Source organism: Streptomyces sp. NPDC101132, assembly GCF_044759225.1.
GTDB lineage: Bacteria > Actinomycetota > Actinomycetes > Streptomycetales > Streptomycetaceae > Streptomyces.
Map to the genome: position 1 here is coordinate 801,515 of NZ_JBIVYX010000001.1, position 25,359 is coordinate 826,873.

The following is a 25,359-nucleotide window of genomic DNA, read 5'->3' on the forward strand; positions in this document are numbered from 1 at the left end:
CTCCTCACGTACGTCTCGGCCGCGCGGACCGGATCGGTCGTCGGTTCGCCCGTCCGCGCTCGCCGGTACGGTAGGAACTCCCCCAGCGGGAGGTTCAAGTGTTCTCGTCGCATGACGGCCTGTGCAGCATCGGAGAGCTCGCCGAACGGGCCGGCGCCACGGTGAAGTCGGTCCGCTTCTACTCCGACAACGGCCTGCTCCCCGAGGCCGCCCGCAGCGCGGGAGGGCACCGCAGGTACGGCCCCGAGGCACTCGACCGGCTGCGCCTGATCCGCTCGCTGCGCGCGCTGGACCTGCCCGTGCCCGAGGTGCGCCGGGTGCTGGAGGAGGAGGACGAGGGCGCGGCGGGCGCCCCCGGCGGCGCCCTGGAGGACGCGGTCGCCGGCCACCTGCGGGAACTCGGTTCGCAGCTGCGGGCGTTGCGCTGGCGCGAGGCGGCCCTGCGGCTGGTGCACGAGAGCCCGCCGGCGGAGCGGGCCGAGCGGCTGCGGCTGGTCGGCGCGGTGGGTGCCCCGCCGAGCACGGCGCCACTGGCCCGGTTCTGGCGCGCCTGGCTGCCGCCTCGCATGGCGGCACCGGCGGCCTCCGCGTTCCTCGAACGCGCCGTGCCCCAGCCCCCGGACGACCCGGCGCCGGCCCAGGTGCTGGCCTTCGCCCGGCTGTACGCGTTCGCCTCGGACCCGTGCACCGGCGGCGCGGCCTGCCAGCCGGAGGCGCACCGGTCCGCCGGCGCGCGCGAGGCCGCGGTGCTGTACGGGGGGCTGGCCGAGGCGTACGACCTCGCGGGCGCCCAGCTGCTCGGGGACCGGGAGCCGGGGCCCGGCGAGGCGCTGGACTGCTTCGTGGATGCGTACGCGAGTGCGTACGGCGTCCGGGACACGCCGGGCTTCCGGCGGCTGCTGGCAGGCTGGTTGGCCGCCGACCCGCGGCTGGACGGCTACTGGGAGCTGGTGTCCGGGGTGCTCACCCCGCCCGGCACCCGCCCGGCCCCCACGCCCGGCGGGTGCCACGACTGGCTGCTGGGGGCCCTCGCCGCGGAACGGGACCCCGGAACCGACCCCGAGCGGGGGGACCCGGCGGATGCGGAGCCCGCCGCGGGGACCGCTCCGGCACGGGCGGGAGCCCGCCGCAGGGCGCCGGCCGCCGCCTGACCCGGACGCGCCCCGGCAGGGGTCCGCGGGCCGGGCCAGGCGGGCGGGATCAGGCGGGCAGGGCCAAGCGGGCCAGGCGGGCCGGGCCAGGCGGACGGGATCAGGCGGACGGGATCAGGCGGACGGGATCAGGCGGGCAGCGCCCGGGACGCGCCGATCGGGAGGTCCCAGAGGGCGTCCCGGGGCAGCTCCGCGCGGGCCCAGGCGGCGCGGAGCCGGGTGAGGGGTTCGAGTACGGGCTCCGCGGACAGCACGAAGGTGGCCCAGTGCATGGGCGCCATCCGGGCCGCGCCCAGGTCGAGGTGGGCCCGTACGGCCTCCTCCGGGTCGGCGTGCACGTCGCGCAGCCACCAGCGCGGGGCGTACGCGCCGATCGGCAGCAGGGCCAGGTCGATGCCGGGGAAGCGGCGGCCGATCTCCGCGAACCAGTGGCCGTACCCGGTGTCCCCGGCGAAGTGGATCCGGTGACCGGTGCGCGTGTCGGTGAGCACCCAGCCGCCCCACAGGCTGCGGCAGGTGTCGAACAGGGTGCGCTTGGACCAGTGGTGGGCCGGTACGAAGTCGAAGCGCACGCCGCCGAGTTCGGCGGCCTCCCACCAGTCCAGCTCGGTCACCCGGGTGAATCCGCGGCGCCGGCACCAGCGGGCGAGGCCGGCCGGGACGAACAGGTGGGTGCGGCGAGGCAGCCGGCGCAGGGTGGGCACGTCGAGGTGGTCGTAGTGGTTGTGGCTGATCACCACGGCGTCGACCGGCGGCAGGTCCTCCCAGCGGACGCCGACGGGGGTCATCCGGGCGGGGGTGCCGAGGATGCGGCGGGACCACACCGGGTCGGTGAGCACGGTCAGGCCGCCGGTCCTGATCACCCAGCTGGCGTGGCCGGCCCAGGTGACGGTGACCGTGCCGGGGCCGGCGGGGGGCAGCCGCTCGGGGGCGAAGGGCAGGTCGGGGATGCCGCTCAGCGCCTCGGCGGTGGGCCGGAACGCGCCCTCGCGGGCCAGCCGGGCGAAGCCCAGCACGCCGGGCAGGGGTGCGGTGAGGCGGTCGGCGAAGGACCGGGGCCAGGTGCGGAGTTCGCCGAGCGGGCGGACTCCGGGCGCGGGGCGGACGGGCTGTTCCGGGCGCGCGGGCGGGGTGGCGCGCACGGTCCGTTCCGTCTGTTCCGTCATCGGTGCGACTCCATTCGCGGGCGGTTCCTGGCGAGTCACGGGGCGCTGCCCCGCCGGTCCGTGCCGTCACTCCAGTTCGGCGAGCACCGCTCCGAAGGTGCTCAGTGCGCGTGCCACGTGGGGCAGGGTCAGCGGGTCGGCGGCGGCGAGGGCGGCGAGCCGCTCCTCCTCGGTGGCGCCGAGCAGCGGGCCGGTGGCCAGCCGGACGCGGGGGGCGCCGAGGTCGTCGCCGAAGCGCTGCCCGCCGGGGGTGGGGGTGCCGAGCCGGGTGCCGAGGTGGTCCTCCAGTTCCATGGCGTCGCCGATGCCGTGCCGGGCGAGTCCGGGCCGCAGCGGGGTGAGGTCGGCGTAGAGGTGGCGGCCCGCCTGCGGGGGCCGGGCGAGGGCGCCGGCCCGCAGGAGGGTGGCGTGCAGGGCGGTGGCGACGTGGCCGTGCAGGGTGGCGGCCCGGCGGGCGCGGGTGGCGACGGCCTCGGGTTCGGTGAGGGCGTGGGCGGCGGCCGCGGCGACGGGGGCGGCGAGGAAGGCGCCGGTGGCGGTGAGCCGGTCGAGGGTGCGGGCCCGCAGCCGGGCGCCCTGCGGGGTGCCGGGGAAGCGGGCCAGGGCGGCGGGCCAGCCGGGCGGCAGGAGGGATCCGCCGAGGTCGGTCAGCACGGTGGCCTGCTCGGGGCACATCTCGGCGGGGCTGAACAGCACGGTCTCCTGCGGGCGGTGCAGCGTGTCGCGCCAGGTCTCGTCGCTGAGCAGGTGGAGCCCCTCGGAGACGGCGGCCTCGCAGGCCTCGCGGAGCACCTCGGGCGGGGCGACGGTGGCGGTGGGGTCGTCGGCCACGGACAGCATCACCAGCCGGGGGTCGCCGCCCTCGGCGCGGACCCGGCGTACGGTCTCCAGCAGCGCGTACGGGTCGGGGACTCCGCCGCATTCGGCGGGGGTGGGCACGTGGTACGCCCGCCGGCCCAGCAGCCGGACCTGCGGGGTCCACCAGGCGGGACAGGGGCGGGGCATCAGCACGTCGCCGCCGTACGCCCCGAGCAGCGCGACCAGCAGTGCGGGAGCCCCGGGCGCGGCGGCCACCTGGTCGGGGCCCGCGAGGAGGCCGCGTCGCTCCCAGTAGCCGCGCGCGGCCTCCCGTACGGGCTCGCCGCCGCCCGGGGGTTCGGGGGCGGAGCGGTCCGCGGCTGCGGCCAGGACCGCGGTGAGTTCGGGGAGGGCGGGCAGCCCGGGTTCGGGGGCGGGCGGCCCGTACCGGACGGGGCCTCGGCCTTCCGCCGCCGTCCGCCGCATGACCGTCACCGCCCCTTCCGCGTCGTCGCGCCTGGTCTCCACGCCCTGGTCCTCGCGCCTCGTCCTCCGCCCACCTTTATACGGATGTTTGCCCGGTTCCGCCCCTTTATTCGGGAAACCGGGTCGGGCTCGGCGGCACGGGGCGCCGGGCACGGGCACGCCGGGGGCCGGGGCGCCTCAGGCCGTGCGCCCCAGCAGCGCCAGCAGCCGGGTCTGGGCGTCGGCGCCCGGGGGGATGTCCACGGGCGGGGCGTACATCCCGCTGTCGGCGAGGGTGCCGGCGTACGGCATGACCTCCTTGAGGGAGAACTCGACCAGGTCGGCCGGGAGCCGGTCGTCGGCGCCGATGCCGCGGGCGAGGTCCCAGGCGTGCACCACGGTGTCGGCGGTCAGCTCGGAGCAGTACGCGGCTCCCTTGGCCGGGCCGTACGACAGCTGCACGGTGCGCTCCAGGGCGCCGGGCTCGGCCAGGGCCGCGGAGGCGCCTTCGGCGGCGCGGTCCCAGGCGGCGGCCGGGTCGTCGCCCAGCAGGTCACCGGAGAGGGCGTCGCCGACGTCGGCGACCGTCCGGCCCTCGGAGACCAGCGGGGGGATCCACAGCTGTTCGCCGGTGACGTGGTTGACCAGGTCGCGCACGGTCCACTCGGTGCAGGGCGTGGACGCGTCCCACTGATCGGGGCGCACGGCGTGGACGAGTCCGCCGAAGAGCTTCAGGGCATCCGCGTGCCGGTCCAGCAGGGGTTCGGCCATCACTGCCACCGTCCTCTCCCGTCCCTCCCCCGCGTTCCCCCTCCTCCGCCCACTGTCCTCGGCCCACCCGCAGGCTGCCACCGGTCCGGCCGAACCCCTTGCCCCGCAGGCATTGCGTCCACATGTCGAAACGCATATCTCAGAGTGCGACATGATCGCCTACGGTGATGAGCGACCGGGAATGCACGGAGGAACAAGGGAGTCGCCGCCATGTCCGCCAGTACGCCGCCTCGGGGCGCCGCAGGGTCCGCAGAGTCCGCAGAGTCCACGGGGTCGGGAGGGTTCACGGGGTCGGGAGGGTCCGCAGCGTCCACCGGGTCCGCCACCTACACGCACGGCCACCACGAGTCGGTGCTGCGCTCGCACCGCTGGCGCACCGCCGCCAACTCGGCCGCCTACCTGACCGGGGAGCTGCGGCCGGGCCTGGCCCTGCTGGACGTGGGCTGCGGGCCGGGGACGATCACCGCGGACCTGGCGGAGCTGGTGGCGCCGGGGCGGGTCACGGCGGTGGACGCCGCCGAGGGCGTACTGGACTCGGCGCGGGCGTTCGCCGCCGGACGCGGCCTGACGAACGTGGAGTTCGCGACGGCCGACGTGCACGCGCTGGACTTCCCCGACGACAGCTTCGACGTGGTCCACGCCCACCAGGTGCTGCAGCACGTGTCCGACCCGGTCGGGGCGCTGCGGGAGATGCGCCGGGTCTGCCGCCCGGGCGGGGTCGTCGCGGCGCGGGACGCGGACTACGCGGCCATGACCTGGTTCCCCGAGGTGCCGGGGCTGGTGCGGTGGCAGCGGCTGTACGACCGGGTGGCGCGGGCCAACGGGGGCGAGCCGGACGCCGGGCGGCGGCTGCTGTCGTGGGCGCGGGCGGCCGGGTTCGCGGACGCGGACATCAGGGCGTCGGCCACCGCGTGGTGCTACGCCACGCCGGAGGAGCGGGCCTGGTGGAGCGGGCTGTGGGCGGACCGGACGACCGCCTCGTCGTACGCGGACCTGGCGGTCGCCGGAGGACACGCCACCCGGGAGGGCCTGGCGGAGGTCGCCGCCGCATGGCACGAGTGGGCGGCCGCACCCGACGCCTGGTTCTCGGTCCTGAACGGGGAGATCCTCTGCCGGGTGTGACGCGGGGGCCCGGCCGCGATGCCGGCCGGGCCGCGGCCCGCCGCCCCCTCAGGGGCGCATCCGGAAGTCGTAGCGGGCCGGGACGGGGGCGTCGGTGAGGCGGGACCACTGGTCGGACACGGCGGTGTCGCCCTCGCGCAGGTCCGCCACCTCGAAGCCGGCGTCGAAGACGGCGCGGGCGCCCTCGATGTCGCCCTCCGCCAGCAGCAGCCGCGACTCCAGCAGCCGGAACCGCCCGCGGGCGCGGACCGCGGCCGGCAGCCGGTCCCACACCGCCCGCGCCCCCTCCGGCCGCGCGGCGGCGAGCAGGGCCGACAGCGCCTCCCGGCCCAGTGCCGTCACCGCCGCGGTCCACGCCTCGCCGCCCCGGCACTCCTCGCACAGGTCCTCGAAGGCCTCGGCGTACCGGTCGGCGGCCCGCTCCGCGTCCCCGGCCAGCTCGTCGGCGACGGCCAGGCAGCGCAGCAGCGGCCAGCGGGAGGGCGCCAGTTCCAGCCCGCGCTCCCAGCTGCGCACCGCCTGCGCCACGTCCCCGGCGTGCCACTGGGCCACCCCGAGGTGGTACTCGGTGAGCGGGTCGGCCGGGGCGGTCTCCAGCATGTCCCGCCAGTGCGGGGCGACCAGGCTCGGGCCGGGCGGCACCACCCGGCGCGGCACCGGGAAGGCCCCGGTGCGCAGCAGTTCCAGCCAGGGCGTCTGCTGCTCGCCCAGGCCGTCCTCCTCGAAGGGCGTGCCGGGCAGTTTCAGACCGCCGCGCACCACTTCCAGCGCACCCCAGCCGGAGCCGGTCACCCAGCGCTCCTCCGGCTCGCGGTCGGCGTACGGGCGCCAGGCCTCGTACGCCGCGTCCACCTGGGCCGGGGGCAGTGCCGCGGCCAGCCGGGCGCCGGCCTCCTCGCGGGCCCCGGCCCAGTCGTCGCCGTGCACCGCGTCCGGATCGGCGGCGAGCGGACCGTACGCCTCAAGCCAGCTGAACTCGCCCCCGGCCGCCAGTTTCACGTGCTCCAGCTGGGTGCGGGCCAGGCCGGCCTGGATCTCGGCGTAGCCGCCGGTGCCGGGCTCGGTGAGCCACTCCTGCCAGCGCCGGCCGCCGGCGCCGGAGCCCCAGACGAAGAGCTTGCGGCCGCGGAGCGCCGCGGTGGACGTCTGCACCAGGCCCCGGCCGTCCGCGCCGAGCGCCGCGATCCAGGGGCGGGTGCCGTCGGGCAGCTCGTAGAAGTAGTCGGCGGGGTACTCGCCGCGCAGCGGGTACGTGCGGTCCGCGCCGTCCCACTCGGGAACCGGGATGCGGCTCAGGGTGCGCTCGTAGCCGAACCGCCAGGCCTCGTCGGCGGGGACGAGGACGCGGGTGCCCTCGTGCTCGGGCACGGCGATGTTGGACCACCAGTACACCGGGGCCGGCCGCTCGTGCGGGTTGCGCACGCGGACCCCGACGTAGAGGAAGGCGGAGTCCTCGGGGAGCCAGAGGTCCACCTGGAAGGGCAGGTCGCGCAGCCGCTCCCACTCCCACATGCGGAGCATCGTGCCGCCGTCGGGGGCCGGGACCAGGGCGGTGTGCAGGGTCGCGCAGGACAGTGTGGTGTGGCCGGTGGCACCGATGTTCCACTCGATGCCGCCGGAGAACCAGGCCCCGTTGAGCGCGAAGGCGGCGGGCTGGAACACCGGGTTGCGGTAGAGGAGCTCCCGCTCGGCCCCGTCGGGGGTCTTCTCGGTGAGGGAGTGGACGCGCCCGCCGAGCTCGGGCAGCACGGTCGCCCGCAGCCGGGCGTTCTCGATGACCACCGCCTCGAACTCCCGCTCCGAGCGCTCGCGTCCGTACCCGTCGAGGATGCGCGCCGGCAGGACGCCGCGCAGCGGCGCGTACCCGATTTGGCGGGCCATCTCGCGCGGCAGCCCGTCGCGGGCCCGCTCGTCGAGGACGTGCGCTTCGTCGAGGGTGCGCAGCGCGGGCAGCGGGTTCTCCGGCCCCAGCGGGGCCGCGGGCAGCGTCAGTACGGCGCGTCGGACGGTCGTGGCCAAGGAAACCCCACCTTCGTGTGCGGCACGCCACACGCCGGCGCACCCCCCGGAGTTCATCGAACACGCCCCGTGGCGACGCCACCAGGGGATCATCACGCAAGGATTGGGCAAAACCGGGCACAGGTACGGACCAGCGGCCGCGGGCGCGCGCCCACGGGGGTGGCGGCCGGGGCCGGCCGGGTGGGCGCCCGGGGCCTGCCGGGCGCCGGCCGTTCACCCCGCGCCGGTCATCTCCCGGGTGAGGGCCCAGCGTTCGTGGTCGCGCCACTCGCCGTCGATGCGCAGGAATTTGGGCGAGAACCCCTCCAGCCGGAAGCCGCGGCCGCGCACCAGGGCGATCGAAGGGGCGTTGCCGGGCTGGATGTTGGCCTCCAGCCGGTGCAGTCCGAGCGGTCCGAAGGCGTAGCCGACGACCAGGTCCACGGCCTCGGCGAACAGCCCCCGGCCGGCGGCGTGCGCGAAGGCCCCGTAGCCGAGCGCACCGCACTGGAAGCCGCCGCGCACGATGTTGTTGACGTTGACGAAGCCGGCGATGGGGCCGGCGGCCACGGCGCCGTCCGTCCCGGTCACCCGGTCGCACACGAGGAACCCGGCCCGGGTGTCGTCCTCGATCATCCGGGTGGCGTACGGCACGTACGCCTCCGGGGTCTCCGGCGGGAAGAGCCACGGGCGGTGCAGGTCCCGGCTCTCGCGCACCCGCGCGGTGAACTCGGGCCCGTCGTCGAGCCGGTAGGGGCGGAGCACCACACGCGGCCCTTCGGCGAGGACCTTGGCGCCGTCGTTCCCGCCGGCGCCCCCGCGGTCGTTCCCGCGGTCGCCCCCGGGGCCGCCCCCGCGGTCGTTCTCGTCGTTCACGTGCCGAGCTCCAGCGGGGGTACGTCGTCCCGGTCGATGCCGAAGACCTGGACGTACAGGGACAGTTCGGCCTCCAGGGCGCGCACCATGGTCTCGGCCCGCCGGAAGCCGTGGCCCTCCCCCTCGAAGGCGAGGTAGGCGTGCGGCACCCGCCGGCCGCGCATCCGGGCGAGGAAGCGCTCGGCCTGTACGGGCGGGCAGACCGCGTCGTCGAGGCCCTGGAGCAGCAGGAAGGGCACCCGGATGCGGTCGGCGCGGGCCAGCGGGGAGCGTTCCCGGCAGCGTACGGCCAGGGTCTCCGGGGGCCCGGCGAGCCCGGTGAGGTACTGGGACTCCAGGTCGTGGGTCTCGTCGGCGATGCCGACGAGGTCGAGCACCGGGTACTTGATCGTCCCGCAGGCGTACACGTCGGTGGCGGCCAGCGAGGCGGCCGCGGTCCAGCCGCCGGCACTGCCGCCGCGGATGGCCACCCGGGCCGGGTCGGCGGTGCCCTCGGCGGCCAGCGCGCGGGCGACGGCGGCGCAGTCCTCCACGTCGACCACGCCCCACTGCTCGCGCAGCCGCTCGCGGTAGGCCCGCCCGTAGCCGGTGGAGCCGCCGTAGTTGACCTCGGCCACGCCGATGCCGCGCGAGGTGAAGTAGGCGATGTGCAGGTCGAGTACGGGTTCGACGTGGTCGGTCGGGCCGCCGTGCGCCCACACCACGTACGGCGGAAGTTCGTCGGCGGGCGCGGCCCGGCCCGGGTTGTGCGGCGGGTAGACGTGGGCGTGGATCTCGCGGCTGTCGGGGCCGGTGAAGGTGCGGCTCTGGGGTTCCGGGTAGTAGGCGGGGTCGACGGGGTCGGTGGCGCGGGCGCCGATGACGCGGGTGCGGCCGGTGGAGGCGTCGAGCTCCACCACCTCGTAGCCGCTGCGCGGGCTGGCGGCGACGCCGACGACCCGGGTGCCGTGCGCGGCGAGGGTGGGGCACCAGGAGGTCCAGGGGCCGGCCGCGTCGACGAGGTCCCCGGTCTCGGGGTCGAGGAGGCCGAGCACGGAGGAGCCCTGGCCGTGCAGGACGGCGATCAGCCCGCCGTCGAGGGGGGCGAACCAGCGCAGCCCGGTCTTCCACAGCGCCCCGCCGAACTCCTCGTCCCGCGGGCAGAGGTTGACGGCCTTGCCGCCGGATCCTTCGGGTGCGTCGGGGTCCACCCGGTAGGGGTTCCACCAGCCGCCGCGGTCGCTGACGGCGAGGAGGGTGCCGTCGGCGGCCCAGTCGGCCTGCGCCACGGACTCCTGGGGGCCGCCGAGGACGGTGCGCACGCGGGTCAGTCCGCCGGTGCCGGTGATCTCGGCGACCTTCAGCTCGCTGCCGTCCCAGGGCATCCGGGGGTGGTCCCAGACCAGCCAGGCGGCCCGCCGCCCGTCCGGCGCGATCCGGGGGCCGGTGGTGAACCGGTTCCGGCCGTCGGTGAGTTCGCGTACGGCGGCCCGGTCGGCCGCGGCCGAGCCGTCCAGCGGTACGGCCGCGAGCACCCGGCGCACCTCGGTGGGCCCGGGGCCGGTGAACTCCTCCAGCACGCACCAGACCTCGCCGTGCCCGGGCCGGAGCACCGGGTCGGCCCAGCGCAGCCCGCCGCCGACCGGCGAGAGGGGGGTGAGGGGGCGGGGCGGGACGCCGCCGGGGGCGTCGGGCTCGTACGCGTACAGCCGCTGGTCGGCGAAGTGGACGAAGACCACGAGTGGGCCGCCGGCCGGGCGGGGCACGGCGGCCCAGGGTGACCCGCCGTACTCGACGACCCGGCTGCGGACGTTCCACGGCGGCGGGAGCACCGACTCCTCGACGGCGGTGCCGGGCGGGCCGACGCGGCGGCGCACCAGGGCGCGGCGGCCCTGCTCGGCGGGCCTGGGCGCCGTCCACCACACCTCGTCGCCGACCGTCCCGAGGTATTCGGGACGGCCGTCGTGGGAGGCGGCGAGTGCGGCGTCGATGGGCGAGGGCCAGCCGCCGTACGGTCCGGTGGGCACCATGTCGTGTACGTCTCTCTCCTGCCGGCGGGGCGTTACAGCGAGCGCAGCGCGTGGTCGAGGACCCGGACGCCGAAGTGGAGCGCCTCCACGGGGACGCGCTCGTCGACGCCGTGGAAGAGCGACCAGTAGTCGAAGCCGGGCGGCAGCTTGAGCGGGGAGAAGCCGTAGCCGGTGATGCCCAGGCGGGAGAACTGCTTGGCGTCGGTGCCGCCGGCCATGCAGAAGGGCACGACGCGCGCGTCCGGGTCGAAGCGCTCGACGGCGGCGCGCAGGGCGGCGTACGTGGGCGAGCCGACGGGTGCTTCGAGGGCTACCTCGCGGTGGTGGAACTCCCAGTCCACGTCGGGTCCGGTGAGCCGGTCGAGGGTGGCGCGGAACTCGTCCTCGCCGCCGGGCAGGACGCGGCCGTCGACGTAGGCGGTGGCGGTGCCGGGGATGACGTTGAGCTTGTAGCCGGCCTGGAGCATGGTCGGGTTGGCGCTGTTGCGGAGGGTGGCGGAGACCAGGGCGGCGGCCTCGGGGCCGAGCTTGCCGAGGAGGGTCTCGGGGTCGAAGCCCGGGGCGTGCGGGTCGGCGTCCACGCCGTACAGCGCGGCGAGTTCGGCGAGGGCGGCGCGTACGGTGGCGGTCGGCCGGACCGGCCACTCGTGGTCCCCGATGCGGGTGACGGCGGCGGCGAGGCGGCTGACGGCGTTGGCGCGGTTGGGCTTCGAGCCGTGGCCCGCGGTGCCGTGCGCGGTGAGCTTCAGCCAGGCGGTGCCGCGCTCTCCGGCGGCGATCGGGTAGAGGGACAGGCCGTCGCCGGTGTGCAGGGTGAAGGCGCCCGACTCGCTGATCCCCTCCGTACAGCCCTCGAAGAGGCCGGGGTGGCGGTCGGCGAGGAAGCCGGAGCCGTCGACGGCGCTGTCCTCCTCGTCGGCGGTGAAGGCGATGACGATGTCGCGGCGGGGCCGGACCCCGGCCCGCGCCCAGGCCCGGACGACGGCCAGGACCATCGCGTCCATGTTCTTCATGTCGACGGCGCCGCGGCCCCACACGACCCCGTCCCTGACCTCGCCGGAGAAGGGGTCCACGGTCCAGTCGGCGGCCTCGGCGGGGACGACGTCCAGGTGGCCGTGGACGAGCAGGGCGGGGGCGTCCGGGTCGGTGCCGGCGAGGCGGGCGACCACGTTGGTGCGGCCCGGGGTGCGCTCCAGCAGGACCGGTTCGAGGCCGGCGCCGGCGAGGCGCTCGGCGGCGTACTCGGCGGCCGGGCGCTCGCGGCAGTCGCCGCCGCCGCGGTTGGTGGTGTCGATGCGGATGAGGCCGGAGGTGAACTCGACGGCCTCGGCCAGGGCACGCTCGTCGACGGGACCGGGTTCACCGGCGGGCCCGCCGGGCTGCTGTGCGGGGTTCATGTCAGCCATACTGCTCCTCCACCGCGGCCGACACGATCGTCGTGACGGCCTTGAACGTGCGAATCCCCTCGTACATCGTCCCGCTGGTGTACGCGATCCGGCGCTCGCCGGCCCGCGCCACGCCGGGGACGACGGTCGCGGCGGCGGACAGGTGCTCGGCGTCGAACTCGACCTCGACGGTGAAGGGGCCGTCGGCGCGCGGCGCGTGGCGCACGGCCAGGGCGGTGGCCTCCTTGGCGGCGGCGCGGATGTCGGCGGCGGTGCGGGCGGGGGTGCGGCAGACGGCGGCGTACCGGGAGACGTGGTCCTTGACGGCGACGGTACGGGCGCCGGGCGCGTAGTGGAGGGCGTCGGCGCAGGTGAGGTCGTCGCCGGTGACCAGCACGACGGGAACCCCGTACTCGGCGACGACCAGCGAGTTGAGCCGGCCCTCGCTCGCGCGGACGCCGTCGACCCAGACGCCGGTGATGGAGTTGGCGAGGTAGGTGTGGGCGAGGACGCCCTCGGTGCCGGCGCCGGTGTGGTAGCCGACGAAGGCGATGCCGTCGACGTCGCCGTGCTGGACGCCCTCGACCATCGAGAGGGACTTGTGGCGGCCGGTGAGCATCTGGATCCGCTCGTCGAGCCGTTCGAGGAGCAGGTTGCGCATGGTCCAGTGGGCCTCGTTGACGAGGACCTCGTCGGCACCGCCGTCGAAGAAGCCGAGGGCGGCGGCGTTCACGTCCGAGGTGAAGAGGGCCCGGCAGCGTTCCCACTGGGGGGTGCCGGGCAGCACGTCGGCGGGCCAGGTGACGCCGGTGGCGCCTTCCATGTCGGCGGAGATGAGGATCTTCATCGTGCCCCCGGTGGGTCGCGGCTGGTGGCGCGGGCGGGTCGCTGCCCGGGCGCCCGCCGCGGCGGGTGACCGCGCGGAGCGCCGGTCCCCCAGCCTATCCAGGGGGTTTGCGGTGGCCCAGGGAACGACGGCGGCCCGTCGGGACGAAAGGTCCCGACGGGCCGCGCGGACCACCCGATCCGGTGAGCCGGGGCGGCGTCAACGCGCCGGCGCACGGTCACACGGCGGGGCCGGGCGGCGCGGTCGTGGTCACGCGGCGGGCCCGGGCCCCGGGAGGGGCGGGGTTCAGGCCTTCTCGGTCTCCTGGGCGAGGTTGGCGAGCACGGCGTCGTAGATGCGGGCCAGGCCCTTGGGGGCGAAGGTCCGCTCGAAGAAGCCGCCGATGCCGCCGGCGCCGTTCCAGACGGTGGTGACCACGGCGCGGGAGCTGCCCTCGCCGGCCGGGGTGACGGTCCAGGTGGTGACCATCGAGGAGTTCCGGTCCTTCTCGACGAGCTGGCCGTCGGTGGGCTCGGTGACCTCCAGCAGGCAGTCGCGCACGCGCTTGCTGGTGGCCTGGAGCTTCCAGTGGACCAGGGTGCCCTCGCCGTCGCCGCCCTCGCGCACCTCGTACTCGCTGAAGTGCTCCGGGAGGAGCTTGGAGCGGGTGCCGGTGTAGTCGGCCAGCGCGTCGAACACGGTGTCCGCGTCGGCCTGGATGATCCGCTCCGTGGTGGCCTCGACCTGCGCCATACCTGTTCCTCCAGCAGTCGTGCAGCAGTGGTGATCGATCGACTTCGCGTCGGCGGCAAGCCAACCACCTCGGCTGGGGGCGGCCAAATCGGCGGTCGGCGGTGCCCGGGCGGGCCGGGTCGCGGTGCGCGGCCGGCGGGCCCGGGGCCTGGCCGGATGCCCGCCGGGGTGCGGACGCGCACGATCATGGGAACACTTGTTCTATTGTCGGCCCCGAGCTACCCGAGGGAGGCGCCATGCGCTGGGACCATCTCGCGCACTCGCGCGACACGGCGGACGACCGCACCGCGCAGCCGGCGGCCCGGCCGGCCGCGCACCCGCCGGCCGGAGCCGGAACCTCCGGGCCCGGGCCGGGGCCCGCTGCCGTGCCCGGGCCCGTCCCCGTACCCGCGGCCGCTCCCGCCGGGGGGCCGGCCGGGGGCCCGGGACCGGGTCCGGCGGGCGGCCCGGCCGCAGGACCGCCCTCCGCACCGCCCGCCGCTCCGTCCGCCACCCGGCCGCCGGCAGGCCCGCCGGCCGCGCTCTTCGGGACCGCCGAGGTGGTCACCCGCACCTTCGACACCCCCGAGTTCCGCGGGATCACCTTCCACGAGGTGCGGGCCCGGTCGGTCGTCAACCGGGTGCCGGGCGCCTCGCGGATGCCGTTCGAATGGACGGTCAACCCGTACCGCGGCTGCTCGCACGCCTGCGTGTACTGCTTCGCGCGCAAGACCCACGCCTACCTCGACCTCGACACCGGCCTCGGCTTCGACTCCCAGATCGTCGTCAAGACCAACGCCCCCGAGGTGCTGCGCCGGGAGCTCGGCGCGCGCCGCTGGACCGGCGCCCACATCGCCATGGGCACCAACGTCGACTGCTACCAGCGGGCCGAGGGCCGCTACCGCCTGATGCCGGGCATCATCGAGGCCCTGCGGGACTACGCGAACCCCTTCTCGATCCTCACCAAGGGCACCCTGATCCTGCGCGACCTCCCGTTGCTGCGGCAGGCCGCCGAGGTCACGGACGTCGGCGTGTCCGTCTCGGTCGGCTTCACCGACGCGGGCCTGTGGCGCACCGTGGAGCCGGGCACGCCCTCGCCGGAGGCCCGGCTGGCCGCCGTACGCACCCTGACCGCGCACGGGATCGGGGTCGGGGTGCTGATGGCGCCGGTGATCCCCTTCCTCGGCGACTCCCCCGAGCAGCTGCGCCGCACCGTGCGGTCGATCGCCGAGTCGGGCGCCGAGTCCGTGACACCCCTGGTACTCCATCTGCGGCCGGGGGCGCGGGAGTGGTTCATGTCCTGGCTCGCCGCCCACCACCCGGGCCTGGTCCGCCCGTACGAACAGCTGTACGCGGGCGGCGCCTACGCACCCACCTGGTACCAGCGCCGGATCACCCGCCAAGTGCACGAGCTGGCCGCCGAATTCGGCATCGGTCCGGCCCGGCGGGGCGCCGCCCGCCGGATCGCCCCGCCGGCCCCCGCACCCGTCCGCGAGGCGGCCGGACCCACCCAGCTCACGCTCCTCTAAGAGCCGTGATGTCCATACGAATGCCCTGAAGCATCATCAAATCGGGCCAATAGTCAGCACAGTCACGCCTTCCGGCCGGAATATCAGGGACGATTCCGCGACGATTCCGCCCAGACCCAGCGGCTCGGGAGGCCCCATGAAGAAGCGCGCAGCAGTCCTGATGTCCCTCGCCACCGTGCTGAGCGCCACGGTGGCGGCGGCCGTCCCGCCGGCCGGCGCCAGTCCCGTGCCCAAGGCGGAGGCCCTGGCCTGGAAGAGCTGCGCGACCGCCCGCTACCCGACCCTCCAGTGCGCCACCCTGGGCGTGCCGCTGGACCACGCGCAGCCCGCGGGCCGCCTGATCACCCTCGCCCTGACCCGGGTCCCGCACACCGGCAAGACCTTCCGGGGCCCCCTCCTGGTCAACCCGGGCGGACCGGGCGGAAGCGGCCGGACCCTGGCCGGTTTCGTCGCGTCGGCCCTGCCCAAGGCCGTGGCCGAGAGCTACGACGTGATCGGCTTCGACCCGCGGGGCGTGGGCCAGAGCCAGCCCGCGCTCAACTGCGGGCAGGGTCACTTCGCGCCGGTCCGCCCGGACTCCGTACCCCTCACGGCGGCGGACGAGCAGGCCAACCTGGACCGGGCCGCCGCCTTCGCCCGCGGGTGCCAGGAGAAGCACGGTGACGTGCTGCCGTACATCGGGACGGTGAGCGCCGCCCGCGACATGGACCTGGTGCGCCGCGCGCTGGGCGCGGAGCGCATCTCGTACTTCGGCTACTCGTACGGCACCTTCCTCGGCGCGGTCTACGCCCGGCTGTACCCGGAGCGGGTGCAGCGACTGGTGCTGGACTCGGTGGTGGACCCGGGCGGGGTCTGGTACGAGGACAACCTGGCGCAGGACCTGGCCTTCGACGCCCGGCACAAGTCCTTCCTGGCCTGGGTGGCGAAGTACGACGACCGGTACGGCCTCGGCACCGACCCGGCGGCGGTCGAGCGGGCCTGGTACCGGATGCGCACCGCGCTGCGCGGCGAGCCGGCCGGGGGCAAGGTGGGCCCGTCGGAGCTGGAGGACACCTACCTGCCGGGCGGCTACTTCAACGGCTACTGGCCGAACCTGGCGGAGGCCTTCTCCGCGTACGTACGGGACCGGGACAGCAAGCCGCTGGTGGCCGCGTACGAGCGCTTCGGCGCGGTGGACCCGGCCGCGGGCAACAGCTACAGCGTGTACAGCGCCGTGCAGTGCCGTGACTCGGCCTGGCCCCGGAAGTGGAGCGAGTGGCGGCGGGACATGTGGCGTACGCACGCCAAGGCGCCCTTCATGACCTGGAACAACGCCTGGTACAACGCCCCCTGCGCGTTCTGGCACACCGCGTCGCTGGAGCTGCCGGACGTCACGAACACGGAGCTGCCGCCGGCACTGCTGCTCCAGGCCACCGAGGACGCGGCGACCCCCTACTCGGGCGCGGTGGCGATGCGCCAGCGGCTGGCGGGCTCGGCACTGGTGGTGGAGGAGGGCGGCGGCAACCACGGCATCTCCCTCAGCGGCAACGCCTGCCTGGACCGCCACCTGGTCGCGTACCTGACGGACGGCACCGTGCCGCGCGCCGCGGCGGCCGCCACCCGCGAGGCGGACGCGCACTACGGTGCCCGCGAGGCGGCGCCGGTGGACGCCACGTGCCCGGCCCAGCCCGAACCGAAGCCGGCCCCGGCCACCCGCGCCGCCACCCCCGCCTCCCACGGCACCGCGCTCCACGGCCTGCTGGGCTTCCGCGGCTGACGGTCCGCTGCGCGGCGCGTACGGACGGGGGCGGCCCCTGGGCCTCCCCCGCAGCCGGATGATGGGATGTCACCCATGACCACGACGAGCCACACATCCGGCGACAGCCACAGCCACATCACCCGCGTACCGGCCCCCGAGGGCATGGCCCCCGGCACCGGCTACAGCCACACGGTCTGGGGCACCGGCCGCTTCGTCGCGGTCTCGGGCCAGTGCGCGCTGGACGAGAAGGGCGAGGTGGTGGGCGCGGGCGACGCCGGCGCCCAGACCCGCCAGGTCTTCGAGAACCTCCGCCGCTGCCTCGCGGCGGCGGGGGCGACCTTCGACGACGTGGTGAAGCTGACGTACTTCGTGACGGACATCGCCCACCTCCCGGCCGTCCGCGCGGCCCGCGACGGGTTCATCGCCCCCGACCGCTACCCGGCCAGCTCGGCGGTCCAGGTCAGCGCCCTCTTCCGCCCGGAACTCCTGGTCGAAATAGAGGCCTTCGCGGTGGTCCGCGAAGTCTGACCCCCCGGTCCCGGCCCCAGGCGCGGAATATCCCGACGCCCCCGACGGAACGGCGTGCGATCATGCCTCGCACTCACCGCGGCCGCGCACCACCACCTTCTCGCGCCGCGGGCACCACTCGTACGCCGCTCCGGGGGGATCGGAAATGCCGCACTCCGCGCGCCCACGCGCGCACTCCACGCCACACCGCGGGCTGCCCGCCACGCTCCTGCTGGTCCTGTCCGTCCTGCTCTCGCTGTTCGCGCAGTCGGGAGCACCGGCCCACGCCGTGCAGTCAGCTGTGGCGGAAGACTGTCAGGCGGTCGAGCTCGGCCGTTACCAAGGAGCCTTCACCGACACGGACCGGAGGGACTGCCTGGTCCTGCCCCTGCCCGCGGGGGCCCGAATGGCCGCTCTGCGACCGTTCCAGGGCACGGGCTCAGGCGCAGAGGTCATCGTCGTCGACGCCTCCGGAACCCAGTTCTGCGACTTCAGCAAGCTCAACAACGGGACCTGCTTGCTTTCCGGCACTGGCCCGTTCCGTGCGCTCGTCAGCCCGACGCACGCGGAAGCCCGGGCGTACCTCATCGACTTCTACCGCACGGACGGACCCGACTGCCCCGCGATCCCCGCCGGCGACTTCACCTCGGGCACGGCCTCAGCTCACTTCAGCACCGGCTCCGGCGTCTTCAGCCACTGCTTCACCATCCCGGCCGGTGACCACACCCGCGCCGAGCACGTGCAGTTGCGGGCATTGGCAGGCGATGAGCGCGCCATGTTCTCCGTCGTCGGTCCGGACGGAAAGGAGGTCTGTGCGGCGGGCGGTTACCTGCCCTCGGGTGTCGGCTGCACGCTCACCCCGGGCAGCACGTACGTCGTCCTCGCGTACGGGAGCGACATCAGCGCGACGTACAGCCTGACGCGTCGCGATGTGACGGCGAGCGCCAAGGGGTGTACCTCGACGGCCGCCGGCCCGGTGGGCGGAGCCTCCAAGGGCGGCACCCTCGCGGCGCCGGGACTCTACAAGTGCCGCCAGGTCACCACCACCGACGCGCGGGACGTGGTCCACATAAACGTCCGCGACCCCCTCGGCAACGCGAACATGTACGTGATCAGCGAGGACGGCACCTACCTGCCGTGCCACCGCAACAGGTCCTGCGCGGTGACCGGCTCCACCCGCTACCAGGTGGTGATCTACGTCCCGTACTGGCTGAAGGCGGCCGCCACGTACCGCTTCGACGCCCAGCGGATCGCCACGGCCGCCGGGCCGGCTCCGGAATGCCCCGAGGTGAACGTCGCCTACGGCTACGGACCCCTCGCCGGGACCCTGGACGAGCAGCACACGGCCGTGTGCCGGGCGTTGATCGCCAAGAGCAGCGACGGCTTCGAACTCAGGGTCGACAAGGACGCCGCGGGCGCCCGGACCGCCCTGGCCGCCCTCTACGGCCAGGGCTTGGAAGACCGCTGCATGCACTACGGCGACGGCACGTCCCAGTGCTCCGCCGGCAGCGCATTCCCAGCCGTGCCGGTGACCGGCCTGCTCGTGCTCGGGCTGCCGGACGGCAAAGCCTCGTCCGCGTTCCGCGCGGAGCTCGCGTGCACGTTCGCCCCCTGCGGCACGGACGAGTTCGACATCTCCTCCATCACGCCGGCCACGGGCGTGACCGGCACGAAGGCCACCGTCACCGTGAAGGGCACTGCTCTGCACGAGGACGACAAGGTCCGTCTCACGCACGACGGCAAGGAGATCACCTCCACCGCCGTCTCGGTCTCCGCAGACCGCAGGACGCTGAAGGCCGTCCTGGACCTCACCGGCGCGAAGACGGGCGCCTGGGGGATGACCTTCGAGGCGCACCGCGGCACCGACTACCTGATGGGCCACTACACCGTCACGTCCTCCCCCCTCAAGAACACCACCGCCCCCACGATCTCCGGGACCGCGCGGGTCGGGGCGAAGCTGACGGCTTCGCGCGGGAGCTGGACGCCGGTGCCCGACTCGTACACGTACCAGTGGAAGGCCGACGGGGTCGCCATCGAGGGGGCCACCGGGGCGAGCCTGGTCGTGCCGGCGGCCGCGCTCGGCAAGAAGGTCACCGTCACCGTGCGGGCGCACAGCGCGAAGTACGGGAGCCGGTCGGCGACCTCCGCGGCCACCGCCGCCGTGGGCAAGGGCGTTGCGCCGAAGGCCACGACCGCGCCGTCGGTCGGCGGCACCGCGAAGGTGGGCCGTACGCTCACCGCCGCGCGCGGGACGTGGACGCCCGCGCCGACCTCCTACCGCTACCAGTGGTACGCCGACGGCACGGCCATCGACGGCGCGACCGGCACCACCCTGGTGCTGCGCAGCGCGCAGCGCGGCAAGCGGATCACCGTCAAGGTGACCGCCCTCCGCACCGGGCACCACAGCGGGACGGCGGTCAGCGCGCCGACCGCCGTCGTCGTCGCCTGACGGACCGGGAGCCGGGCCCGGACCGGGATCCGGGCCCGGGCCCGTCGCCTCCGCGGCCGACGGTCAGGGAAGGCGGCGGAGGGCCGTCGTGGCCGCCACGGCCAGGCGGGGGTGGGACTGGGCCGCCGTCAGGGAGGGGCGGGCGCGAGGGTCGGCCAGGGTGCCGAGGCCCTCCACGCAGGCCAGGGCCACCCGCCAGTACGGGTCGTGCGGCGAGAGCAGGCGGTCCAGGGTGGCGATCAGGGCCGGCGCCGACTCGGGGGCCCGCAACTCGGCGAGGAGCCGTACCGCGTGGGTGGCGTAGGCGGTGCGCAGCGGGTTGGTGGCCAGGGCCGCGGCGGCGCGGGCGGTGCGCGGGTCGCCCAGCCGGGCCAGCGCGTGGGCGGCGGAGGCGCAGCGCGGCGGGTCGCGGTGGTTGAGCAGCAGGACGAGCGACTCGAAGGCCCGCCGGTCCCCCGCACAGCCCAGCCGGAACGCGGCCACCTCCCGGGCCCACAGGGGCTGCTCCAGCTCGGTCAGTACGGGAGCCAGGTCCTCCGGCGCCGCGGTCAGCAGCGGCTCGCACGCCGCCCCCGCCTCGGCCCGGATCCGCTCGGCGAAGCGACGCTCCTCCACGGCGTCCGTCCCTGTGCCGTCCCGGCCCGCCCCCACGCCGTCCGCCCCGGGCCCCGTCCCCTGCGCCGCCCCGGGCGCGGTGCCATGCCTCGTACCGGGCGCGGTCCGCCGCGTCGCGCCGGCCTCCGAACCGTCCGTGCGGGCCGCCGCGCCCGCCGCCCCCGGTTCCGCGCCCTTCACGCCCGTTTCCGCGCCCGCCCCGTGTGGTTCCGCGTCTGCCTCGGCCATGGGCAGCAGGGTAGGGGTGGCGCGGCGCAGATCACACCGGATCCGGCGGACCGTCCCTCTGGCGCTCAAGCTACCCGCGGGTTAATCTCCCCTCAGCACCTCCGAAAGAGGTGCGCCGACTTGGATCGCGGCCTGGTGACGCAGCCGCCCCAAGTGTTCGGTCGGTTCGGCCGGTCCGGGGACTTCCGTGAAGTGCCCCCGCGACCGCCGGTTCACGGCAGGGCTCCGGGACAGGGTCCGCGCCGTTCTCGCACCGCCTCCCGGGCAGCACGTACGCCCGGACACCTCTTCGAGCTCAGGCAGCAGCACCGCCCCGCACGCCGCACCGCGCGTGCCGTGCGGCCGTTCCCCTCAGCCCCGCAACGCACCGCAGCCGCACCCGCAGCCGCACCGCCGCACGCCGCGTGCCCTCATCCACCCGCGCGCCGCGCCGCACTTCCAGTCGTCACCTTCCACTTCACTGGAGTCCCGCGATGGACCGTCAGTCCACTCCGCCCAGTCAGTCCGCCTCCCCGAGTTCCGCGAACTCCCTCCAGACCGTGGCCGTCGTCGGCCTCGGCACCATGGGCACCGGCATCGCCGAGGTGCTCACCCGCGCCGGCCACGAGGTCATCGGCATCGACATCAGCGAGGCCGCCGCCCGTGGCGCCGTCGCCGCGCTGGAGGCCGCCACGGCCCGTTCGGTGGCCCGTGAGCGCATGACCGAGCAGGAGCGGACGGACGTCCTGGCCCGCTTCCGCACCTTCGGCGACCTCCAGGCCGCCGCCCACGCCGACCTGGTGATCGAGGTCGTGCCGGAGGACTACGCGCTCAAGCAGCAGGTGTTCGCCTCGCTGGACGCCATCGTCCGCCCGGACACCATCCTGGCCACGGGCACCAACGCCCTCTCGGTGACCCGGCTGGCCGCCGAGTCGCAGCGTCCCGAGCGGGTCCTGGGCCTGCACTTCTTCAACCCCGCGCCGGCCATGAAGCTGGTCGAGGTGGTCTCCTCGGTCCTCACCGCGCCGCCCGCCGTCGAGGCGGTCACCGCCCTCGCCCGCGCGCTGGGCAAGGAGCCGGTCACGGCGGGCGACCGCCCGGGGTTCGTGGCCGACGGCCTGCTCTTCGGCTACCTCAACCAGGCCGCCGCCATGTACGAGGCGAAGTACGCCTCCCGCGAGGACATCGACGCCGCGATGCGGCTGGGCTGCGGCCTGCCGATGGGCCCGCTCGCGCTGCTCGACCTGATCGGCGTGGACACCGCGCGCACCGTCCTGGAGGCCATGTACGCCGCCTCCGGCGACCGGCTGCACGCCCCGGCGCCGGTCCTGGGCCACCTCGCCGAGGCGGGCCTGACCGGCCGCAAGGCGGGCCGCGGGTTCTACACGTACGACGCGCCCGGCAGCGCCACCGCGGTCCGCGACGCCCAGACCCCCCTGGACGGGGCGCACCTGGGCGGGGGCCGCCCGGTCTCCTCGGTCGGTGTGGCCGGCTCGGGCACCATGGCCTGCGGCATCGCCCAGGTCTTCGCGCAGGCCGGCTTCGACGTCGTGCTGGCCGCCCGCAGCCCGGAGAAGGCGGTGGCGGCGAAGGCCGCGATCGGCAAGTCCCTGTCCCGCATGGTGGACCGCGGCCGGATGACCGCGGAAACCCGCGAGGAGATCCTGGCCCGGGTGACCGCGGCGGACTCCCTGGAGGACTTCGCCGGGGTCGACCTGGCGGTCGAGGCGGTGGCCGAGGACCTGGCGGTCAAGCAGAGCCTGTTCGAGCGCCTGGACAAGATCTGCAAGCCGGGCGCGGTGCTGGCCACCACGACCTCCTCGCTGCCGGTCATCGCCTGTGCGAAGGCGACGTCCCGCCCCCAGGACGTGATCGGCATGCACTTCTTCAACCCGGCGCCGGCGATGAAGCTGGTCGAGGTGGTCCGTACGGTCCTGACGGCCGACGACGTGCACGCCACGGTCCGCGAGGTGTGCACGCGGATCCGCAAGCACCCGGTGGACTGCGGCGACCGTGCGGGCTTCATCGTGAACGCGCTGCTGTTCCCGTACCTGAACAACGCCATCAAGATGGTCGAGGAGCACTACGCCTCCCTCGACGAGATCGACGCCGCCATGAAGCTGGGCGGCGGCTACCCGATGGGTCCGTTCGAGCTGCTGGACGTGGTCGGCCTCGACGTCTCGCTGGCGATCGAGAAGGTGCTCCACAAGGAGTTCCGGGACCCCGGCCTGGCTCCCTCACCGCTGCTGGAGCACCTGGTGGCGGCGGGCTGCTTGGGCCGCAAGACCGGCCGCGGCTTCCGTGAGTACGCCCGGAAGTAGCGGGCCGGACGCGTGGGGAGGTCTCCTCGGGCCCTCAGGGCGGGCCGTACCCTCCGGGAGCCCTCCCCCGCATCCACCCCCTCGGGCGCCCTCGGCTGCGCACATGCAGTACGTTCGCCTTATGTCCCAGCCCCCCAAGACCACACGGACCGCCCCGACCGATGCTCCGGAGAGCACGGCGGGGGCGCGCGCGGCCGCCCAGCGGCTGAAGATGCGCCGCGAGCTCGCCGCCGCGGCGATGGAGCTGTTCGCGTCCAAGGGGTACGAGGCCACCACGGTCGACGAGATCGCCGCGACCGCGGGGGTGGCCCGGCGGACCTTCTTCCGGCACTTCCGGTCCAAGGAAGAGGCGATCTTCCCCGACCACGACGACACGCTGATCCGGGCGGAGGCGGTGCTCGACGCGGCTCCGGCCCACGAGCACCCGCTCGACACGGTGTGCCGGGGGATCAAGGAGGTCATGAAGATGTACGCGGCCTCCCCCGCGGTGTCCGTGGAGCGCTACCGCCTGACCCGTGAGGTGCCGACCCTGCGCGAGCGGGAGATCGCCTCGGTGGCGCGGTACGAGCGGCTGTTCACCCGCTACCTGCTGGCCCACTTCGACGAGACCGACCACCACGACGGCAACGACGACCCGCTGCTGGCCGAGGTGGCCGCGTCGGCGGTCGTGACGGCCCACAACCACGTGCTGCGGCGCTGGCTGCGGGCCGGGGGTCAGGGGGACGTGGAGGCGCAGCTGGACCACGCCTTCGGGATCGTACGGAAGACCTTCGGCACCGGCATCGGTGCCGGGCGCTCGCTCGACGGGGCGTCCGCCCCGGCCGCCGCGCCGGCCGCGGTCGGTGCGGAGGGCGAGGTGCTGGTGGCGGTGGCCCGTACCGACGCTCCGCTGGACGAGGTCATGCGGACGATCGAGGAAGCACTCAAGAACAAGTAGGACGGCAGGGGCGCCGCGGGGCGCCCGCCGCCCCCGGCGCGCCTGATGTGACGGCCGTCTCCCGGTACCCGGGAGGCGGCCGTTCCTGTTGTCCGGGTTGCCCCTACTCGCGAGTAACTCTGATCGATCATCGCTCATCTGCGCAGGTCAATCGGCAATTGAGAGAAACTTTTGGCACGCAGTGCCTTGCCGAGTGACACGGGGTGCCATACGTTGAAGTCAGTCCGGACGTCCCCGCGGCCCGTGCCACCACTCGCACGGAACGCGCCCCGGACCGCCTGCGTCACCAGGCCGCACGCGCCCACCACAGCGCCACTCACGCACCACAGCACCGCCGAACCGACGGCACACCTCCAACGGACCACCCTCAGCGTTCCCTCGACGCACCCTCGCCGGAGGCACCACCGTGAAGAACATCCTGGACGCGATCCAGTCGCAGGCCGCGACGGCCGAAGACTTCGCGGCCCTGCCGCTCCCCGACTCGTACCGCGCGATCACCGTGCACAAGGACGAGACGGAGATGTTCGAAGGGCTCACCACGCGCGAGAAGGACCCGCGCAAGTCCCTCCACCTCGACCAGGTCCCGGTGCCCGAACTCGGCCCGGGCGAGGCCCTGGTGGCCGTCATGGCCTCCTCGGTCAACTACAACTCGGTCTGGACCTCGATCTTCGAGCCGCTCTCGACCTTCGGCTTCCTGGAGCGCTACGGCCGCGTCAGCGAGCTCACCAAGCGCCACGACCTGCCGTACCACATCATCGGCTCCGACCTGGCCGGCGTCGTCCTGCGCACCGGCCCGGGCGTCAACGCCTGGAAGCCGGGCGACGAGGTCGTCGCGCACTGCCTCTCCGTCGAGCTGGAGTCCTCGGACGGCCACAACGACACGATGCTCGACCCCGAGCAGCGCATCTGGGGCTTCGAGACCAACTTCGGCGGCCTCGCCGAGATCGCCCTGGTCAAGTCCAACCAGCTGATGCCCAAGCCCGCCCACCTCAGCTGGGAGGAGGCGGCGAGCCCCGGCCTGGTCAACTCCACCGCGTACCGCCAGCTGGTCTCCCGCAACGGCGCCGGCATGAAGCAGGGCGACAACGTCCTGATCTGGGGCGCCAGCGGCGGCCTCGGCTCGTACGCCACCCAGTTCGCCCTGGCCGGCGGCGCCAACCCGATCTGCGTCGTCTCCTCCCCGGAGAAGGCCGAGATCTGCCACAGGATGGGCGCCGAGGCGGTCATCGACCGCAACGCCGAGGGCTACAGGTTCTGGAAGGACGAGGAGACCCAGGACCCGCGCGAGTGGAAGCGCTTCGGGTCCAAGATCCGCGAGCTGACCGGCGGCGAGGACATCGACATCGTCTTCGAGCACCCGGGCCGCGAGACCTTCGGCGCCTCGGTCTACGTCACCCGCAAGGGCGGCACGATCACCACCTGCGCCTCCACCTCCGGCTACATGCACCAGTACGACAACCGCTACCTGTGGATGTCCCTGAAGCGCATCATCGGCTCGCACTTCGCGAACTACCGCGAGGCCTGGGAGGCCAACCGCCTCATCGCCAAGGGCAAGATCCACCCCACCCTCTCGAAGGTCTACTCCCTGGAGGAGACCGGCCAGGCGGCCCACGACGTCCACCGCAACGCCCACCAGGGCAAGGTCGGCGTCCTCTGCCTCGCCCCCGAGGAGGGCCTGGGCGTGCGCAACCACGAACTGCGCGCCAAGCACCTCGACGCCATCAACCGCTTCCGCAACGTCTGAGACGCCCAAAGGC

Annotated in this window: 19 protein-coding genes; 9 read left to right on the top strand and 10 right to left on the bottom strand. The window is 74.9% G+C overall.

Annotation, left to right across the window (positions count from 1 at the left end):
• The first annotated feature begins 98 nt into the window (after window positions 1-98).
• Window positions 99-1,151 (top strand): MerR family transcriptional regulator, encoded by a 1,053-nt coding sequence (locus ACIQUR_RS03595; protein ID WP_403657546.1) that lies wholly within the window; start codon window positions 99-101, stop codon window positions 1,149-1,151.
• Between the two features lie 128 nt (window positions 1,152-1,279).
• Here the strand turns inward: ACIQUR_RS03595 and ACIQUR_RS03600 are convergent, their stop codons facing one another.
• The 3 genes from ACIQUR_RS03600 to ACIQUR_RS03610 all read right to left on the bottom strand — a co-directional run bounded on the left by ACIQUR_RS03600 (window position 1,280) and on the right by ACIQUR_RS03610 (window position 4,351).
• Window positions 1,280-2,317, bottom strand: coding sequence for an MBL fold metallo-hydrolase (locus ACIQUR_RS03600; RefSeq protein WP_403657549.1), 1,038 nt, complete (start codon window positions 2,315-2,317; stop codon window positions 1,280-1,282).
• Window positions 2,318-2,383: 66 nt separating this feature from the next.
• Window positions 2,384-3,601 carry an aminotransferase class I/II-fold pyridoxal phosphate-dependent enzyme gene (locus ACIQUR_RS03605; RefSeq protein ID WP_403658024.1) on the bottom strand — a complete coding sequence of 406 codons (1,218 nt, stop codon included), beginning with the start codon at window positions 3,599-3,601 and terminating at the stop codon, window positions 2,384-2,386.
• Window positions 3,602-3,778: 177 nt separating this feature from the next.
• Window positions 3,779-4,351, bottom strand: a complete 573-nt coding sequence (locus tag ACIQUR_RS03610) for a TIGR03086 family metal-binding protein (protein WP_403657552.1) — start codon at window positions 4,349-4,351, stop codon at window positions 3,779-3,781.
• A 351-nt stretch (window positions 4,352-4,702) separates the two neighbouring features.
• On the opposite strand from ACIQUR_RS03610, the gene ACIQUR_RS03615 reads away from it, so the two are divergent.
• A complete protein-coding gene (locus ACIQUR_RS03615) occupies window positions 4,703-5,473 on the top strand; it encodes a methyltransferase domain-containing protein (RefSeq protein ID WP_403657555.1) in 771 nt (256 codons plus the stop codon).
• Window positions 5,474-5,521: 48 nt separating this feature from the next.
• Here ACIQUR_RS03615 and ACIQUR_RS03620 read toward each other — a convergent pair whose 3' ends face one another.
• The 6 genes from ACIQUR_RS03620 to ACIQUR_RS03645 form a co-directional block, all read right to left on the bottom strand.
• Window positions 5,522-7,492, bottom strand: coding sequence for a DUF5107 domain-containing protein (locus tag ACIQUR_RS03620; protein ID WP_403657558.1), 1,971 nt, complete (start codon window positions 7,490-7,492; stop codon window positions 5,522-5,524).
• A gap of 213 nt (window positions 7,493-7,705) precedes the next feature.
• Entirely contained in the window at window positions 7,706-8,347 is a 642-nt protein-coding gene (locus ACIQUR_RS03625) for a GNAT family N-acetyltransferase (protein ID WP_403657561.1), read from the bottom strand.
• Window positions 8,344-10,356, bottom strand: a complete 2,013-nt coding sequence (locus tag ACIQUR_RS03630; RefSeq protein WP_403657564.1) for a prolyl oligopeptidase family serine peptidase — start codon at window positions 10,354-10,356, stop codon at window positions 8,344-8,346. The genes ACIQUR_RS03625 and ACIQUR_RS03630 overlap by 4 nt, the downstream gene beginning before the upstream one ends.
• 32 nt (window positions 10,357-10,388) lie before the next feature.
• The gene (locus tag ACIQUR_RS03635) at window positions 10,389-11,753 is read right to left on the bottom strand and encodes a M20/M25/M40 family metallo-hydrolase (protein ID WP_403658027.1); all 1,365 of its coding nucleotides are present in this window, start codon (window positions 11,751-11,753) and stop codon (window positions 10,389-10,391) included.
• 1 nt (window position 11,754) lies between these two features.
• Window positions 11,755-12,588, bottom strand: a complete 834-nt coding sequence (locus ACIQUR_RS03640) for a M55 family metallopeptidase (protein ID WP_403657567.1) — start codon at window positions 12,586-12,588, stop codon at window positions 11,755-11,757.
• Window positions 12,589-12,873: 285 nt separating this feature from the next.
• A complete protein-coding gene (locus ACIQUR_RS03645) occupies window positions 12,874-13,320 on the bottom strand; it encodes an SRPBCC family protein (protein WP_403657570.1) in 447 nt (148 codons plus the stop codon).
• Between the two features lie 236 nt (window positions 13,321-13,556).
• Between ACIQUR_RS03645 and ACIQUR_RS03650 the strand changes: the two genes are divergently transcribed.
• From ACIQUR_RS03650 to ACIQUR_RS03665, 4 genes are all read left to right on the top strand, one after another.
• Window positions 13,557-14,828: an Rv2578c family radical SAM protein gene (locus tag ACIQUR_RS03650; protein WP_403657573.1), complete on the top strand. Its 1,272-nt coding sequence runs from the start codon at window positions 13,557-13,559 to the stop codon at window positions 14,826-14,828.
• Between the two features lie 136 nt (window positions 14,829-14,964).
• Complete coding sequence (locus ACIQUR_RS03655) at window positions 14,965-16,584, top strand: alpha/beta hydrolase (protein WP_403657576.1); 1,620 nt, start codon at window positions 14,965-14,967, stop codon at window positions 16,582-16,584.
• Window positions 16,585-16,659: 75 nt separating this feature from the next.
• Entirely contained in the window at window positions 16,660-17,094 is a 435-nt protein-coding gene (locus tag ACIQUR_RS03660) for a RidA family protein (protein ID WP_403657579.1), read from the top strand.
• 385 nt (window positions 17,095-17,479) lie between these two features.
• A complete protein-coding gene (locus tag ACIQUR_RS03665; RefSeq protein WP_403657582.1) occupies window positions 17,480-19,522 on the top strand; it encodes an IPT/TIG domain-containing protein in 2,043 nt (680 codons plus the stop codon).
• Between the two features lie 63 nt (window positions 19,523-19,585).
• Here ACIQUR_RS03665 and ACIQUR_RS03670 read toward each other — a convergent pair whose 3' ends face one another.
• On the bottom strand, window positions 19,586-20,110 hold the full coding sequence (locus tag ACIQUR_RS03670; RefSeq protein ID WP_403658030.1) for a HEAT repeat domain-containing protein: 525 nt from the start codon (window positions 20,108-20,110) through the stop codon (window positions 19,586-19,588).
• A gap of 728 nt (window positions 20,111-20,838) precedes the next feature.
• Here ACIQUR_RS03670 and ACIQUR_RS03675 point away from each other — a divergent pair.
• From ACIQUR_RS03675 to ccrA, 3 genes are all read left to right on the top strand, one after another.
• A complete protein-coding gene (locus tag ACIQUR_RS03675) occupies window positions 20,839-22,665 on the top strand; it encodes a 3-hydroxyacyl-CoA dehydrogenase family protein (protein WP_403657585.1) in 1,827 nt (608 codons plus the stop codon).
• Between the two features lie 121 nt (window positions 22,666-22,786).
• On the top strand, window positions 22,787-23,602 hold the full coding sequence (locus ACIQUR_RS03680) for a TetR family transcriptional regulator (RefSeq protein ID WP_403657588.1): 816 nt from the start codon (window positions 22,787-22,789) through the stop codon (window positions 23,600-23,602).
• Window positions 23,603-24,008: 406 nt separating this feature from the next.
• Window positions 24,009-25,346 (top strand): crotonyl-CoA carboxylase/reductase, encoded by a 1,338-nt coding sequence (gene ccrA, locus ACIQUR_RS03685; protein WP_403657591.1) that lies wholly within the window; start codon window positions 24,009-24,011, stop codon window positions 25,344-25,346.
• The last annotated feature ends 13 nt before the right edge of the window (window positions 25,347-25,359 follow it).